14 protein-coding genes are annotated in these 15,003 nt (G+C 69.6%); 6 read left to right on the top strand and 8 right to left on the bottom strand.

The annotated features are described in order from the left end of the window. Position 1: 1 nt before the first annotated feature. The gene (locus ACEXQC_RS08700; protein WP_374820497.1) at positions 2–1,054 is read right to left on the bottom strand and encodes a metal ABC transporter substrate-binding protein; all 1,053 of its coding nucleotides are present in this window, start codon (positions 1,052–1,054) and stop codon (positions 2–4) included. 76 nt (positions 1,055–1,130) lie between these two features. Between ACEXQC_RS08700 and ACEXQC_RS08695 the strand changes: the two genes are divergently transcribed. Continuing rightward, the gene (locus ACEXQC_RS08695; RefSeq protein WP_374820495.1) at positions 1,131–1,781 is read left to right on the top strand and encodes a hypothetical protein; all 651 of its coding nucleotides are present in this window, start codon (positions 1,131–1,133) and stop codon (positions 1,779–1,781) included. A 43-nt stretch (positions 1,782–1,824) separates the two neighbouring features. On the opposite strand, the gene ACEXQC_RS08690 is transcribed toward ACEXQC_RS08695, so the two are convergent. Genes ACEXQC_RS08690 through ACEXQC_RS08675 form a run of 4 tightly spaced genes read right to left on the bottom strand, consistent with a single transcriptional unit; the run spans position 1,825 to position 6,459 of the window. Next, the gene (locus ACEXQC_RS08690) at positions 1,825–3,240 is read right to left on the bottom strand and encodes a dihydrolipoamide acetyltransferase family protein (protein ID WP_374820493.1); all 1,416 of its coding nucleotides are present in this window, start codon (positions 3,238–3,240) and stop codon (positions 1,825–1,827) included. Between the two features lie 17 nt (positions 3,241–3,257). Then, complete coding sequence (locus ACEXQC_RS08685) at positions 3,258–4,256, bottom strand: alpha-ketoacid dehydrogenase subunit beta (RefSeq protein WP_374820491.1); 999 nt, start codon at positions 4,254–4,256, stop codon at positions 3,258–3,260. Further along, on the bottom strand, positions 4,253–5,389 hold the full coding sequence (locus ACEXQC_RS08680; RefSeq protein WP_374820489.1) for a thiamine pyrophosphate-dependent enzyme: 1,137 nt from the start codon (positions 5,387–5,389) through the stop codon (positions 4,253–4,255). Before ACEXQC_RS08680 ends, ACEXQC_RS08685 begins: the two co-directional genes overlap by 4 nt. After that, positions 5,386–6,459, bottom strand: a complete 1,074-nt coding sequence (locus ACEXQC_RS08675) for a histidinol-phosphate transaminase (protein WP_374820488.1) — start codon at positions 6,457–6,459, stop codon at positions 5,386–5,388. Before ACEXQC_RS08675 ends, ACEXQC_RS08680 begins: the two co-directional genes overlap by 4 nt. Positions 6,460–6,539: 80 nt before the next feature. On the opposite strand from ACEXQC_RS08675, the gene ACEXQC_RS08670 reads away from it, so the two are divergent. The 3 genes from ACEXQC_RS08670 to purB are packed head-to-tail and all read left to right on the top strand — an operon-like array spanning position 6,540 to position 8,928. Continuing rightward, entirely contained in the window at positions 6,540–6,944 is a 405-nt protein-coding gene (locus tag ACEXQC_RS08670) for a phage holin family protein (protein ID WP_374820486.1), read from the top strand. Between the two features lie 16 nt (positions 6,945–6,960). Further along, entirely contained in the window at positions 6,961–7,488 is a 528-nt protein-coding gene (locus ACEXQC_RS08665) for a low molecular weight protein-tyrosine-phosphatase (protein ID WP_374820484.1), read from the top strand. Positions 7,489–7,530: 42 nt separating this feature from the next. Next, complete coding sequence (purB, locus tag ACEXQC_RS08660; RefSeq protein ID WP_374820482.1) at positions 7,531–8,928, top strand: adenylosuccinate lyase; 1,398 nt, start codon at positions 7,531–7,533, stop codon at positions 8,926–8,928. An 18-nt stretch (positions 8,929–8,946) separates the two neighbouring features. On the opposite strand, the gene ACEXQC_RS08655 is transcribed toward purB, so the two are convergent. The 3 genes from ACEXQC_RS08655 to ACEXQC_RS08645 are packed head-to-tail and all read right to left on the bottom strand — an operon-like array spanning position 8,947 to position 12,014. Then, complete coding sequence (locus tag ACEXQC_RS08655) at positions 8,947–9,198, bottom strand: hypothetical protein (RefSeq protein ID WP_374820480.1); 252 nt, start codon at positions 9,196–9,198, stop codon at positions 8,947–8,949. Then, positions 9,195–9,791 (bottom strand): hypothetical protein, encoded by a 597-nt coding sequence (locus tag ACEXQC_RS08650; RefSeq protein WP_374820478.1) that lies wholly within the window; start codon positions 9,789–9,791, stop codon positions 9,195–9,197. The genes ACEXQC_RS08655 and ACEXQC_RS08650 overlap by 4 nt, the downstream gene beginning before the upstream one ends. A 39-nt stretch (positions 9,792–9,830) precedes the next feature. Beyond that, on the bottom strand, positions 9,831–12,014 hold the full coding sequence (locus ACEXQC_RS08645; RefSeq protein ID WP_374820476.1) for an MMPL family transporter: 2,184 nt from the start codon (positions 12,012–12,014) through the stop codon (positions 9,831–9,833). Positions 12,015–12,102: 88 nt separating this feature from the next. On the opposite strand from ACEXQC_RS08645, the gene ACEXQC_RS08640 reads away from it, so the two are divergent. Then, positions 12,103–12,657, top strand: coding sequence for a MarR family winged helix-turn-helix transcriptional regulator (locus ACEXQC_RS08640; RefSeq protein WP_374820474.1), 555 nt, complete (start codon positions 12,103–12,105; stop codon positions 12,655–12,657). 50 nt (positions 12,658–12,707) lie between these two features. Then, positions 12,708–15,002: a cell wall-binding repeat-containing protein gene (locus ACEXQC_RS08635; RefSeq protein WP_374820472.1), complete on the top strand. Its 2,295-nt coding sequence runs from the start codon at positions 12,708–12,710 to the stop codon at positions 15,000–15,002. Position 15,003: the final 1 nt, after the last annotated feature.

Raw genomic sequence — 15,003 nt, 5'->3', positions numbered from 1 at the left:
GTCAGTCTTCCAGGTCGGCGGGCACCGCGCTGGGGGTGGCGCCCCAGGATTCGACGATCACGGTGGCGTTGTGGATCTGCGAGGTGAGGTAGGTGGCTCCGTCGCTGCCCTCCGGCCCGAGCGAGTCGCCGTAGAGCGCCTCGTCGCCCGAGTAGACCGTGACCCCCGCCTCGGCGGCGATGGTGTCGGCGGCCTTCGGCGAGATGGAGGCCTCGGAGAACACGGCTTTCACACCTGTCTCCTTGATCTTGGCCACGAGCTCGTCGATCTCGGCCGCGCTCGGTTCGGCGTTGTCGTCGAAGCTCGGGATCACGGATCCGACGTAGGTGATGCCGTAGGCGTCCACGAAGTAGGTGAAGGCGTCGTGGTTCGAGACCAGCAGGCGGTCGGCGGCGGGCACCTGGTCGACGTTGCTGCGGATCCAGTCGTCGAGCTCACCGAGCTTCGCCTCGTAGGCGGTGGCGTTGGTCTCGAAGTCGGTGGAGGCGGCGGCATCGGCCTCCACGAGACCGGTCTCGATGTTCTGGACCATCTGCTGGGCGCGCTTCGGGTCGGTCCAGATGTGCGGGTTGCCGCCCTCGTGGGCGTGCTCGTCCTCCGCGTGCTCTTCGCCCGCGGGCTCGTCGGCGTGCTCGTCCTCGGCGTGATCGTCCTCGGCGTGCTCGTCGCCGGCAGCCTCGTCCGACAGCTCGATGCCCGTGGAGGCGTCGATCGTGGTGCCCGAGAAGCCCGAGGCGGTGATGGCGTCGTCGAGCCACTCCTCGAGCCCCGCGCCGTTGATCACGAGCACGTCGGCCGAACCGAGAGCGGCGAGGTCGGCTGCCGACGGGTCGTAGGTGTGAGCGCTCTGGTTGGGCTGGATGAGCTGCGTCACCGAGGCCGCATCACCCGCCACCTGGCGGGTGAAGTCGGCCACCTGGGTGGTCGTCGCCACCACCGAGAGCTGCTCGGGAGCGCCGTCGTCACCGGCGGCGGCCCCTCCCGAGGAGGCGCATCCCGCGAGCGCGAGAGCGGAGGCCGACAGGAGCACGGGGAGGAGGAGTGTCTTCTTCACCCCTTGAGTGTATTGATAATCATTTTCAATACCAAATGGACCCCGGATGGACACGGCGGCTGACTACGATGCAGCCGTGCATCCGGATTTCGCCGAGTACCACCGTGCACGACGCCGAGCGGTCCTCCCGGGCCGCATCGCCCTCGTGCTCGTCGCCGTCGCCGTCGTGGCGGGGGCCACCTGGGGCATCGCCACCCGCCCCGTGCCCACGTCGGCCGCGTCGGCCTCCGGTGTGTCGCTGGCCGGGGCTCCCGCGGCGGGTTCCGCTGCCGGGGCGACCGCGGGGGAGTCCCCGGTGCCGGTGCCTCCGCCGAGTCCCGCTCCCGAGGTCACCACCGAGACGGTGGTGGAACCGCGGCCGCAGCTGCACGAATCCATCGCGGTCACAGCCCGCGGGCACCAGGCCGAGCTCGACGAGTGCCAGTGGGTGCGCATGGACATCGGCGCCGTGGCCCCGATCGTGGGCGCCCACACCTACTGCGAGGGCGAGGTCGTGCTCGAGCTCGAAGACGGCGACCTCGTGTCGATCCGGGGCACCGAGCTCGACGGCGACTACCAGGTCACCGGCAGCAGGGATGCCCACGCGGGCGACGACCCGGCCGCGGCCACCGCGGGCCTCACCGCCGACCTGCTGCTGCAGACCTGCTACTGGGACCAGAACGGGCTGCGGCTCGTGGAGCTCCGCCGCGTCGACCTCTCGCTGCCGCCGACACCCGCGGCCGGCTGACAGAGCCCACCGCCCAGCCCGGTCGCACTCAGTCCAGTCGCGATCAGTCGAGCAGCAGTGCGGGCTCCTCGATGATCGACGCCACGTCGGCCACGAACCGGCTCACCACGTCGCCGTCCACCACGCGGTGGTCGAAGCTGCCGCCGATGGTGGTGACGTAGCGCACCCGCACCTCGCCGTCCACCACCCAGGGCTTCTGCTTGATGGTGCCGAGCGCGATGATCGCGACCTCGCCGGGGTTGAGGATCGGGGTGCCCGTGTCCATGCCGAAGACACCGATGTTCGAGATGGTGATGGTGCCGTCGGCCATGTCGGCGGCCGAGGTGCGACCCTCGCGAGCGGTGAGCGTGAGCTGCTCGAGCGACTCGGCGAGCTTGAGCATCGACATGTCGTGAGCGTCCTTGATGTTCGGCACGATCAGCCCGCGGGGCGTCGCCGCGGCGATCCCGAGGTTGACGTAGTTGCGCACGATGATCTCCTTCTCGGTGAACGCCGAGTTGACCATCGGGTTGCGGCGCACCGCCCAGATGATGGCCTTCGCCATGATCAGCAGGGGCGAGACCTTCACTCCCGTGAAGTCGGGGGAGGTCTTGAGGCGCTTGACGTACTCCATGGTGCGCGTGGCATCCACGTCGACGAACACCGAGACGTGCGGGGCCGTGAAGGCGCTCGCCACCATGGCCTTCGCGATGTGCTTGCGCATGCCCTTGACGGGGATCCGCTCCTCGCGCACCGGCGCCCACTGCGGGGTCTCGATGTTGTGGAACACCTTGGCCTGCTCGGCGTGCCGGATGACGTCGTCGCGCGTGATGTCGCCGATGAGGCCCGTGGGCGTCACTTCGTTGAGGTCGACGTCGAGATCCTTGGCCAGCTTGCGGATGGGCGGCTTCGCGATGACCGGGATGCCGGGGATCGGCTGGTTGATGCGGGCCGGGCGCGCGGTCGGCGCCGTGGACCCCGCGGATTCGCCGATCGCCGGGATGGCGGGGCGACGCGACCGGCCGGTGCGGCGGCTCGAGACGTGCCCCTTGATGCCGTAGCCCACGAGCACGGCGCCCGAGGAGGCCTCGGCCGGAGCCGGCGCGGGCGTCTCGGCGGCGGCCGTGCTCTGAGCGGTCGCGGCGAGCGACTCGGTGGCCCGCAGCTCGGTGGCGGGGGCGGGGGCAGCAGCGGCCGGGGAAGCGGCGACCTCGGCAACAGGCGGCGGGGCCTCCTCACCTTCGGTGGCGGCCACCGAGATGATCGGGGTGCCCACGTCGACCGTGGTGCCCTCCTCCACGAGCAGGCCCTCCACGGTGCCCGCGAACGGAGACGGCAGCTCCACGAGCGACTTGGCGGTCTCGATCTCGACGATCACCTGGTTGATGGCGATCGTGTCGCCGGGGGCGACCTTCCACGAGACGATCTCCGCCTCGGTGAGTCCCTCGCCGACATCCGGGAGGTGGAACTGTGAGCTCATGCGATTCTCCTCGCGGCCTAGTAGGCCATGGCCCGGTCGACGGCTTCCATGACGCGGTCGGCGTCGGGCAGGAAGAGCGTCTCGAGCTTGGCGGGCGGGAAAGGGGTGTCGAAGCCGGAGACGCGCAGCACGGGCGCCTGCAGGCTGTAGAAGGCGCGTTCGGCCACGGTGGCGGCGATCTCGGATCCCACGCTCACGAAGCCGGAGGCCTCCTGGGCCACCACGAGCCGGCCGGTCTTCGTGACCGAGTCGAGGATCGGTCCGTAGTCGATCGGGCTGATCGAGCGCAGGTCCACGACCTCCACGCTCACACCCTCACTCTGGGCGATCTCGGCGGCCTGCAGCAGCACGCTCACCATGGCGCCGTGGCCGATGAGGGTCACGTCGGTGCCCGTGCGCACCACGCGGCTCGCGTGCAGGGGAGCCGCACTGGCCGAGAAGTCCACGGGGCCCTTGGGCCAGTAGCGGCTCTTCGGCTCGAAGAAGATCACCGGGTCGTTCGAGCGGATCGCCTCCTGGATCATCCAGTAGGCGTCGTTCGGCGTCGAGGGGCTCACCGAGCGGAGGCCCGGGGTGTGCGCGAAGTACGCCTCAGGGCTCTCCTGGTGGTGCTCCACGGCGCCGATGTGGCCGCCGTAGGGCACCCGGATGACCACGGGCAGCGAGAACGCCCCGCCGCCGCGGTTGGTGAGCTTGGCGAGCTGCGAGGTGATCTGGTCGAAGCCCGGCCAGATGAAGCCGTCGAACTGGATCTCGCACACCGGTCGGTAGCCGCGCAGGGCGAGGCCGATGGCGGTGCCGATGATGCCCGATTCGGCGAGCGGGGTGTCGACCACCCGATCCTTGCCGAACTCGGCCTGCAGCCCCTCGGTCACACGGAAGACGCCGCCCAGCGGGCCGATGTCCTCGCCCATGAGCAGCACCTTGGGGTCGTCGGCGAGCGCCTTGCGGAGTCCTGCGTTCAGCGCCTTGGCGAGCGGCAGCTCCTCCACGGCGGTCTCGGTGCCCTGGCTCATGACTGCTCCTTCTCGAACGAGGCCTCGTAGCGCTCGAGCCACTGCTTCTGCTCCGCGATCACCGGATGCGGCTCCGAGTAGACGTTGTCGAAGATGAGCGAGGCGTCGGGCGGTGTGAGGGCGAGGGTGCGGTGGCGGATGTCGGCGGCGAAGTCCTCCGCCTCGGCGGCCACCTCGGCGAAGAACGCGTCGCCCTCGCCGAGCGAGCGCAGGTACTTCTCGAAGCGGATGATCGGATCGCGCGACACCCACAGGGCGTACTGCGCGTCGTCCTGGTACTTCGAGGGGTCGTCGGACGAGGTGTGGGCGCCCACCCGGTAGGTGAGGGCCTCGATGAACTGCGGTCCGTGGCCGGCGCGCGCCTCGTCGAGGTGCTTGGCGGTCACCGCGTAGCTCGCGAGCACGTCGTTGCCGTCGATCTGCACACTCGGGATGCCGAAGCCGCGCGAGCGCAGGTAGAGCGGGGTGCGCGACTGCACGGTCACGGGCACCGAGATGGCCCAGTGGTTGTTCTGCAGGAAGAAGACGTTGGGCGACTGGTTGGAGGCCGAGAACACGAAGGCCTCGCTCACGTCGCCCTGCGAGGTGGCGCCGTCTCCGAAGTAGGCGAGCACGGCCGCGTCGACGGTCTCGTCGCCCGTTCCGACCACGCCGTCGCGCTGCATGCCCATCGCGTAACCGGTGGCGTGCAGGGAGTGCGATCCGATCACGAGGCAGTAGCCGTGGAAGTTGCCGTTCGAGGGATCGGTCGGATCCCAGCCGCCGTGCGTGTTGCCGCGCAGCATCTCCACGATCGAGAGCACGTCGATGCCGCGCACGAGCCCCACCGCGTGCTCGCGGTAGGAGGGGAAGATGTGGTCCTGCGCCTTGGCCGCGTAGGCGGAGCCCACCTGGGCGCCCTCCTGGCCGTGGCTCGGCACCCAGAGCGCCATCTGGCCCTGGCGCTGCAGGTTGGTGCCCTCGTGGTCGAAGCGGCGCACCACCGCCATGTCGCGGTAGAAGCGGCGCAGCTCGGTCTCGCCGAGGCGATCGAGGTACGAGGCGTACTCCTCGGCACCCTCGCTGGGGGCGAACTCGCCCTCCGGGGTGAGGAACTGCACGGTGGGGGTGTGCACAGTGGGGGAGTCGGTCAACCGATGACCCTCGCAATCTCTTCAGAGGCGGCCAGCACGTTCTCGACCGATTCGGCTTCGCCGATGGTGAGGCGGATGCCGTCCGGCAGGTAGGCGCGCGCCACGATGCCGTGGCGGCGGAAGATCTCGAGCGCCTCCTCGGTGCGCTCACCCGTGGGGAACCACACGAAGTTGCCGTGCGGGCGCGGGATGGTGGACCAGCCCTGCTCGAGCAGCGCCTCGTACACGGCGTCGCGGCGGGCGGCGATGTCGGCCACCCTGGCGCGCAGCTCGTCGGCGCGGTCGAGCGAGGCGAGGGCGGCGACCTGGGCGTGGTCGGTGAGGCTGAGGGGCACGATCGTGGTGCGGGCGGCGGCGAGCACGGCGGCGGAGCCGATGCCGTAGCCGATGCGCAGGCCCGCGAGCCCGTAGGCCTTCGAGAAGGTGCGCAGGATCACGAGGTTGGGGTACCGGCGCACGAGCGCCCGGCCGTTGACGGCGGCGGGATCGGTCACGAACTCGGCGTAGGCCTCATCGAGGATGACGAGCACGTCGCCGGGCACCTTCGCCATGAACGCCTCGAACTCGGCCTTCGTGACGGCGGCGGAGGTGGGGTTGTTGGGGCTGCAGACGAGCACGAGGCGGGTGCGGTCGGTCACAGCGTTCGCCATGGCGTCGAGGTCGTGGCGGTGGTCGGCGGTGTTGGGCACCGGCACCTTGGTGGCGCCGGGGAGCACCGTCATCCACGGGTAGACCTCGAAGGATCGCCAGGAGTAGACGACCTCGTCGCCGTGGCCCGCAGCCGCCATCGTGAACTGCATGAGCAGCGCCACGGATCCCGCAGCCACGATCACCTCGTCCGGCTCCACGCCCCACTCGGCGGCCAGTCGGGCCGTGATCTCGGGTGCGGCCGCGTTGGGATAGCGGTGCAGCTGACGACTCGCCACGTCGACGGCGTCGAGCACGCCGGGCAGCGGATCGAACGGATTCTCGTTCGACGAGAGCTTGAAGCCGCTGGGGGCCGCGAGCCCCTGCCGGTAGGCGGGCAGCGCCAGGATCTCGGGGCGCAGCTTCACAGGGCCTGTGGTCATTGCTTCATCCTAGTTCGGCCTGTCAAAGCGCCTCCGGAATATATGTCCACCGGCCCATCCGTTCTGGGATAGTGGTGCACATGCGCAGATTCCTCGTCTCCCTGGTCGCCAACGCGATCGCACTGTGGCTCACCACGCTCATCGTCGCCGGGGTCAAGATCGACTCGTTCGGCGAGGGCGGCACCCTCGAGACCGTGCTCACCTACCTCTTCGTGGCCTTCGTCTTCGGTCTCGTCAACGGCATCATCGGCTCGATCATCCGCGTCGTGGCCTTCCCCCTCTACATCCTCACGCTCGGCCTCATCTCGCTCTTCGTGAACGCGCTCCTGCTCTGGCTGGTCTCGGTGGTCACCGGCTGGTTCGGCTTCGGCCTCACCGTCGAGGGCTTCTGGTGGACCGTGCTCGGTGCCCTCGTGCTGGCCATCCTCTCGGCCATCATCGGCGCCATCCTGCGCCCGCTGGCAGGAGACAGCCGACGCCGCTGAGTGCCACAATGGGCAGATGCCCCGCGACCTCGACGAACCCCTCGATGAGGCGTTCCGCATCAGCATGGTCTGCACCGGCAACATCTGCCGCTCACCGATGGCCGAGATCGTTCTGCGCGATCTGGTCGAGAAGGCTGGCCTCTCCTCCCGCGTGGTGGTGACGAGCGCCGGCACGGGCGAGTGGCACGTGGGCGAGCACGCGGATCCGCGCACCGTCGAGGCCCTCGAGGCGCGCGGCTACGACGGCAGCAGCCATCGCGCGCGCCAGTTCGACGCCAGCTGGTTCGACACGCTCGACCTCGTGATCGCGCTCGACCGCAGCCACGAGCGGGTGCTGCGCTCCTGGGCCCGCACCGAGGAGGACAGGCAGAAGGTGCGCCTGCTGCTCGGCTTCGACCCCGAGGCCGCCGGCCGTTCCGACGTGCGCGATCCCTACTACTCCGACGCCGCCATGTTCGACGCCGTGCTCGCCGAGATCGAGCACGCCTGCGCCGCCCTGTTCCGCCAGCTCGAGCCGGCCTTCCGCCACTCGCCCGCCCGCTGACCCGCATTTCTCCCCTCCCCCTAGCGAAAGCCCCTCCTGCTCATGCCTCCCCTGCCCCCTCAGCCGCTCAGCCCGCTCGACGGCCGCTACCGCCCCGCCGTCTCGGCCCTCGGTGACTTCCTCTCCGAAGCTGGCCTCAACCGGGCGCGTGTGCACGTGGAGATCGACTGGCTGCTCTACCTCACCGACCACTCGATGTTCGGCTCGTCGCCGCTCGACCCCGAGATCTCGCGCCGCCTGCGCTCGGTCGTGCAGGAGTTCGGGCAGAACGACATCGACCAGATCGCCGAACTCGAGGCCACGACGCGGCACGACGTGAAGGCCGTGGAGTACTACGTGCGGCGCAAGCTCACCGACCTCGGCCTCGGGGCCATCGCCGAGCTCACCCACTTCGGCTGCACGAGCGAGGACATCAACAACCTCTCCTACGCGCTCACCATCCGCTCGGCCGTCACCGACGTGTGGCTGCCGGCGTTCACCGCGGTCATCGAGGAGCTCCGCCGCCAGGCCGTGGAGTACCGCGACGAGCCCATGCTCGCCCACACCCACGGCCAGCCCGCGACGCCCACCACCATGGGCAAGGAGCTCGCGGTCACCGTGCACCGCCTCGAGCGCGTGAAGGCGCAGATCGAGGCCACCGAGTACCTCGGCAAGTTCTCGGGTGCCACCGGCACCTTCGCGGCCGCCCTCGTGGCCGAGCCCGGTGCCGACTGGCAGGCCATCTCGCGCGGCTTCGTGACCTCGCTCGGCCTCGTCTGGAACCCGCTCACCACGCAGATCGAGTCTCACGACTGGCAGGCGGAGCTCTACAACCGCATCAGCCACGCCAACCGCATCCTGCACAACCTGTGCACCGACGTGTGGACCTACATCTCCATCGGGTACTTCACCCAGATCCCGGTGGCGGGTGCCACGGGCTCGTCGACGATGCCGCACAAGGTCAACCCCATCCGGTTCGAGAATGCCGAGGCCAACCTCGAGCTCTCAAGCGCGCTGCTCGACTCGCTCGCCGCCACGCTCGTGACCTCGCGCCTGCAGCGCGACCTCACCGACAGCTCGGCGCAGCGCAACATCGGTGTCGCCCTCGGCCACTCGCTGCTGGCGCTCGACAACATCAAGGGCGGGCTCGGCCAGATCGCGCTCAACCGGGTGGCGCTGGCCGCGGATCTCGACGGCAACTGGGAGGTGCTCGGCGAGGCGATCCAGACCGTGGTGCGCGCCGAGGTCACCGCGGGGCGCTCGTCGATCGCGGATCCGTACGCCCTGCTCAAGGAGCTCACCCGCGGCCGTCGCATCGGCCAGGCCGAGCTCGTGGAGTTCGTGCAGGGCCTCGACATCGGCGCCGACGCGAAGGCGCGGCTCGTGGCGCTCACGCCGGCCGGCTACACGGGCCTCGCCTCCGAGCTCGTCGACCACATCCTCCCGACGCCCGCCGACTGACGGGCCGGGTGTGGGGCCCTAGTGGCCCTTGGGGTGGTCGCCGTCCTCGTCGTCGATCTCGTGCTGCTCGCGCTCGTTGGGCTTGATGGTGAGCGAGAACATCGCCATCACCACGAGCACCACGATGAACGCGACGCCGAAGAAGATGGCCGCGAGGATCGGGTCGCGGGTGGTCAGGAGCACCGTCAGGCCCACGAAGAGCGACAGGATGGCGGACAGGACGAGCAGTTCGACCGGCTTGAGCCGATCTCGCCTCGAGGGTTGGGTCACGGTGTCTTCTCGGTTCGGATCTTCGCGGTTCGGGGAGCGGATGCGGGAGCCTGGACGCCCCAGCGCAGGGAGAGACCACCGATGACCAGGAGCAGGCCGACGATCGCACTGAAGGCGCCGAGCATGCCCACCACGAAGACCGGGTCGGTGGGGAAGAAGATCAGCACGAGCGAGAAGATCACGGTGAGGGCGCCGGTGATGGCCCAGTCGCGCGAGGCCGGGTTCTTGGAGTGGCGGAGACCCGTGTAGAGCTCGAGGAACCCGCCGATGGCCGAGTTCATGGTGGCGCAGAACAGCAGGAACCCGAGACCGCCCCCGTTGAGGGCCAGAGCGAGCGCGCCGAAGACGACGCCGGAGATGCCCTGGATGAGGAAGGTCACGCGAAGGGACCGCTCCGCGAGCGTGCGCCACGAGAGCACGGCGACGAGCGCGCCGGAGATCACGGCGAGGATGCCGTAGGCGATGAGGCCCACCTGGGCGGAGTGGTTCGGCGAGAAGGTGAGCACGAGCGCGGTCACGATGAACGGGATCGCCCTGGCCACCGGAACGCCCCAGTAGGGCGACCGCGGGAGGGTGCTGGGGGAGTCGGTCACTCCGGGATCCTCGATTCTGCTGGCACGCGTGCCACCAGTTTACCGAGCCGCGGCTGAGTGCCTCGCGTGTGCGCCCGCGCCGCCATCCGGTGCCTGATCCGGTGAGTCCGCTGCGCCATCCGTCGCCTCGCCGTCGATCGCGTTCTTCGCCGGGCGGGACGGCCACCAGAAGGCGTCGCCCGTGAGGAACACGAGTGCGGGCACGAGCACGGTGCGCACCACGAGGGTGTCGAGCAGCACGCCGATGCACACGATCACGCCGATCTGGGTGAGCGCCACCACGGGCAGCACACCGAGCACCGCGAAGACCGCCGCCAAGAGGATGCCCGCGCTCGTGATGACGCCGCCCGTGGAGCTCAAGGCGCGCACCATGCCCGCCCTCGTGCCGTGCTTCACGGTCTCCTCGCGGGCTCTCGTGGTGAGGAAGATGTTGTAGTCCACGCCCAGCGCCACGAGGAAGAGGAAGGCGAACAGGATGACGTTGGAGTCGAACGCGGGGAACCCCATGAGGTTCTGGAAGATCACGTTCGAGGCGCCGAGGCTCGCGAAGAAGGTGGCGAGCACGCTCGCGATGAGCAGCACGGGCGCCACGAGGCTGCGGAGGAGCAGGGCGAGGATGACGAAGACGATGGCGAGGATGAGGGGGATGACGAGGCCCTGATCGGCCTCCGCGGCCGTGGTGGTGTCGAGGGCCGTGGCGTCGGCGCCGCCCACGAGGGTCTGTGCCAGCTCTGTGCCGTCGCCTGCTGCCGCGTAGTCGGCGCGCAGCTGCTCGATGGTGGCGAACGCCTGCTCGCTCTCGGGCTCGGCAGCGAGCGTCGCGTCGAGGCGCGTGAGGCCGTTGGCGCTCTCGCCTGGTCGCACCGACTCGACGCCGTCCACACCCTCGGCGATGCTCGTGGCGTCGGCGACCACAGCATCCGGTGTGAGGATGATGGTCTGGCCGGTGAGGCCCGCTGAGAACGAGTCGTCCACGATCCGCTGGGCCTGCACCGACTCGGGGTCACCGATGAGCTGGTCTGTCTGCGAGAGGCCCACCTGGTAGCCCGTGAGGCCGAGGGCGAGCACGCCGATGCCGAGGGTGGCCACGATGGCCACGATCGCGGGGCGGCGGCGCACGCCCTCGCCGAGGCGGGTCCAGAAGGTGGGCTTCTGGGTGGCGTGGTGGCTCTCGGCCGGGTGCACGCGGGGCACGAACGGCCAGAAGAGGCCTCGACCGCACACGACGAGGGCGGCCGGCAGCACGAGCAGCGCGAAGAGGATGGCGATGACGACGCCGACCGCACAGGCCACGCCGAGCGCCCGGTTGCCCGCGAGTTCGGCGAAGAGGAGGGTGAGCAGGCTGAGCGCCACAGTGCCGCCGCTCGCCGCGATGGCGGGGCCCGCGCTCGTGACGGCCGTGAGCATGGCGCGGTGGCGGTTCTCCTCGCGTGTGAGCTCCTCGCGGTAGCGGGCCACGAGCAGCAGGGCGTAGTTGGTTCCCGCACCGAACACGAGCACGCTCAGGATGCCTCCGATGGAGGCGTCGACGGTGATGCCGAGGGGCTCCGCGAGGCTCGTGACCACCACGCGGGCGAGCCCGTCGGCGAGACCGACCACGGCGAGCGGCACGATCCAGAGGACGGGGCTGCGGTAGGTCACGATGAGGAGGATCGCCACCACGATCACGGTGACGAGCAGCAGGCGGAAGTCGGCGCCGGCGAACGCGTTGGTGATGTCGGCCTGGAAGCCGATGGGGCCCGTGATGAGGGCGTCGAGACCGTCGGGGAGGCCGGCGTTCGCGTCGTCGCGGAGGGTGGTGGCCGCCTGCTCGATGCCGCCCGTGGAATCTGTGCCGTACTCGGCGCCGTCGAGGGGCACGGCGAGCAGGGCGGCGGTGCCGTCGTCGCTGAACTGGGGCTGCACGGCCTGCGGGGCGATGCTGCGCTCGGCGAGGGTGGCGGCGCTCGCGGCGATGGCCGTCCTGTCCTCCTCGGTGAGCTCGCCACCGCCGTCGCCCCGGCTGTAGACGAGGATGGCGGCCGTCGTGTCGGCATCCGGGAACTCCTCGAGAAGGTCGGTGACCTGCTTGGCCTCGCTCGAGTCGGGCAGTCCGCTCGGGGGGAAGGCGTCGCTCTCGCCCTGGGGGAGGAGGGCGAACAGGAGCGCGGTGGCCACGACGGCCAGGGCGAGGGCGACCCACGCGGTGCCCCGTCCGCTCACGAAACGGGCGATGGCGCGCATGGGTCCTCCGGATCGGCTGGATGTCTAGGCTGTGTATCTCGACATATAGCTAAGCAACTTAGCTACGTATGGGATTAGCATGACAGTCATGGTTGACGACCGCAACTCGGAGGTGATGGCAGCGCCCACCGCGCTTGCTGGGCTCGGCGACGCCGGCACCCCCTGGTCGCGGGAGGAGCTCAGCACGCAGCAGCCGATCGAGGTGAACCCCATCGGGGATGCGCTGCGCCAGATCAATCACCTCTCCCGGGCGTTCGAGCGCCGGCTCGGCTCTGTGCTGTCGGTGAACCAGACCGACCTCACGGCCATGGAGCACCTCATCCAGGAGGGCCCGCTCACCCCCAGCGACCTCGCGGCGCGTCTCGGTGTCACCACGGCGGCTTCCACTCTCGTGGTCGATCGGCTGGTGGCGCTCGGTCACGTGGAGCGGCACCGCCACACCTCCGACCGCCGCAAGATCGTGGTCGTCCCCTCCCGCACCTCGGTCGAACGCGCCATCGACGAGCTCATGCCCGTCATCGCGGGAGTCGCCGGCCTCGTCGACGACCTCCCGCCCGCCGACCGAGCCACCATCGCCGCCTTCCTCGACCGCGTGATCACCCTCTACACCTCCGCAGTAGCGGCCCCCCTCCCCGAAGCCTGAGTACCAACTACTCCTAACACCCACCGCCGCCCGTCCGGCAGTGTCCGTCTATGAGTGTGTCTTCGTTCGTATCCCCGCAGCCTTCTGTCGTCCGCTCGTTCCGGCGTCTCGTGGTGGTGGCCATGGCGGCCACCCTCGTCGCAATCGGCGCAGTGGCATCACCCACCGCCGACGCGGCTTCGGCTTCGGCTTCGGCTTCGGCCGAAGAGTTCACCCCGGGCCAGCAAACCCGCTTCCCCCTCCCCGACCGAGCGAGCCAACCCACGGGCATCGTCACCGGCGCCGACGGCGCCCTCTGGATCGCCGAGTCCAAGGGCGGCATCACCCGCATGTCCACCGACGGCACAACCACGCGTCCCATCCCCTCGGGCGCCCACCCCACCGACCTAGCGGCAAGCCCCGACGGCACGATCTGGTGGGTGGCCGAAGCCGACAACCAATACGGTCTCATCACCGCAGAGGGGCGGGTCGAGCACTGGACCGCACCCACCGATGCCGCACCGAAGGCTGTGACGGTGGCGGAGGATGGGACGGCTTGGTTCATCAAGCCGGGGGCCTACTACAAGCTCGAAGCCATGCGTTCTCCGGTCAACCCGGCGGGATACTCGGGCCTGCTCGAGATCGGGCACGGAGTTACCTTTCCCACCAGCGTGGAGGCCATCGGCGGCAAGATCTGGGTGAGCGACTCCGCTGCCCGGCTCATCGTCGTCTTCTCGCAGACCGGTGTCTACGAGCGCACCATCAGCATCAGCGCCCCCGGCGCGATGACGGCAGGCGATGGTGGAGTCTATGTGGTGTCGTCCCGCAGCGACATCATCAAGCTCAACCTCGACGGCTCGTCGACCGGCATCATGTGGTCCTACGACTTCCCCCTCATCACCGACGTCGTGGTGCCGCAGCCAGGGGAGCTGTGGTTCACCCAGCAGCGCAACAAGCGCATCACCGTGCGGAGTCTCGTGCCCGGCATCCCGAGCTCGGTCGATCTGCCGGACGTCGCGGACCCGAGTGACCTCACCGTAGGGCCGGATGGTGCGATCTGGTACACGACAGCGAGCACCGGCGAGGTGGTGCGGGTCGCTCGCGACTACGAGGCCCCCGGTTTCGAGAACGTGCCGAGCGGATCGACGGCCCCGGCGATCCGCTCGTACGTGGGTGAACCACTCGGGCCGGTCGTGCTCAACGATGCGAGCCGAGGCAGCGGTACCGTGAGGCTGAGAAGCTTGTCAACGCCAGTCGGCATGAAGTCCGTCGACGAGGTGTTGCTGGGGACGCCCAGTGCAGTGCAATCAACAGTGATCGAGGTCATTGCCGAGAACCGCTACTACAACGCGACTGATGCCCGCACCTACTACTCCCAGCCGATTGACGTGCGCGCTCGACCGGCCACAGACCGGGTGGCCGGCGCCGACCGCTACGAGGTGGCGGTGAACGCGTCGAAGGCTGCGTTCCCGGCGGCGAACCCGGTCGTGTATCTGGCGAGTGGGGAGAAGTTCACGGATGCGCTGAGTGCGGGATCCGTGGCCGTTCAGAAGAAGGCGCCGCTGCTGCTGACGAGCGGCAGTGCGCTGCCCTCCATCGTGAAGGACGAGCTGCTTCGGCTGAAGCCCTCGCGGATCGTCATCGTGGGCGGCCCCGCCTCGGTCTCACCCGCCGTTCAAGCTCAGTTGAGCGCTCTCGCACTGCCCGGGCTCGCTGTCGAGCGCGTCGGCGGCGCCGACCGCTACGAGGTCTCCCGAGCCCTCGTCGCCTCGACGGCGAGATCCACCACTCAGTACATCGCCGCTGGAAGCACCTTCCCCGATGCCCTGTCGGCCACCCCTGTCGCGAGCGCGGCGGGCTCATCGGTGATGCTCGTCAACGGCGCAGCGTCGTCGGTGCCTGCGGAGTCCGTGCAGTTCTTCAAGGATCGAGGTGTCACCACCGTCAAGGTGGCCGGCGGCCCGGCCTCCGTCTCGGACGGGATCCTGCAGCAGCTCGCCGACGCAGGCATCACGACCGTCCGCCTGGGCGGAGCCACGAGGTACGAAGCCTCCGTCGCCATCAATCGCGATGCCCTGACCTTCCCCGATACGCCGAAATACGCCCCGCCGCGTGCCCCGACGGACCCGGCCATCCTCAACGACCGTGACGTCGTGTACCTCGCCAGTGGCAACACCTTCCCCGACGCTCTGTCGGGCGGCGTGGCTGCCGGCCTCGCTGGCGCGCCGCTCTACGTGGTGCAGTCCTCCTGCATCCCGCGCCCCGTCCTCCTCGACATCGGATCGACGGGAGCCACCAAAGTCGTCATCCTGGGCGGAACAGCCACCCTCGCCGTCCCGATCGACGACCTCACGGTGTGCCCGTGAG

It is taken from the genome of Herbiconiux liukaitaii, from assembly GCF_041927495.1.
GTDB classification, from domain to species: domain Bacteria; phylum Actinomycetota; class Actinomycetes; order Actinomycetales; family Microbacteriaceae; genus Herbiconiux; species Herbiconiux liukaitaii.
Note: the sequence above shows the minus strand (reverse complement) of the source record. Positions and strands in the feature narration are given on the sequence as shown.

What these genes read in the sequence shown, in the direction of transcription:
- ACEXQC_RS08690 (WP_374820493.1), bottom strand. Translation starts at nt 3,240, where the DNA reads ATGAGCTCACAGTTCCACCTCCCGGATGTCGGCGAGGGACTCACCGAG.
- ACEXQC_RS08685 (WP_374820491.1), bottom strand. Translation starts at nt 4,256, where the DNA reads ATGAGCCAGGGCACCGAGACCGCCGTGGAGGAGCTGCCGCTCGCCAAG.
- ACEXQC_RS08675 (WP_374820488.1), bottom strand. Translation starts at nt 6,459, where the DNA reads ATGACCACAGGCCCTGTGAAGCTGCGCCCCGAGATCCTGGCGCTGCCC.
- ACEXQC_RS08670 (WP_374820486.1), top strand. Translation starts at nt 6,540, where the DNA reads ATGCGCAGATTCCTCGTCTCCCTGGTCGCCAACGCGATCGCACTGTGG.
- ACEXQC_RS08665 (WP_374820484.1), top strand. Translation starts at nt 6,961, where the DNA reads ATGCCCCGCGACCTCGACGAACCCCTCGATGAGGCGTTCCGCATCAGC.
- purB (WP_374820482.1), top strand. Translation starts at nt 7,531, where the DNA reads ATGCCTCCCCTGCCCCCTCAGCCGCTCAGCCCGCTCGACGGCCGCTAC.
- ACEXQC_RS08645 (WP_374820476.1), bottom strand. Translation starts at nt 12,014, where the DNA reads ATGCGCGCCATCGCCCGTTTCGTGAGCGGACGGGGCACCGCGTGGGTC.
- ACEXQC_RS08640 (WP_374820474.1), top strand. Translation starts at nt 12,103, where the DNA reads ATGGTTGACGACCGCAACTCGGAGGTGATGGCAGCGCCCACCGCGCTT.
- ACEXQC_RS08635 (WP_374820472.1), top strand. Translation starts at nt 12,708, where the DNA reads ATGAGTGTGTCTTCGTTCGTATCCCCGCAGCCTTCTGTCGTCCGCTCG.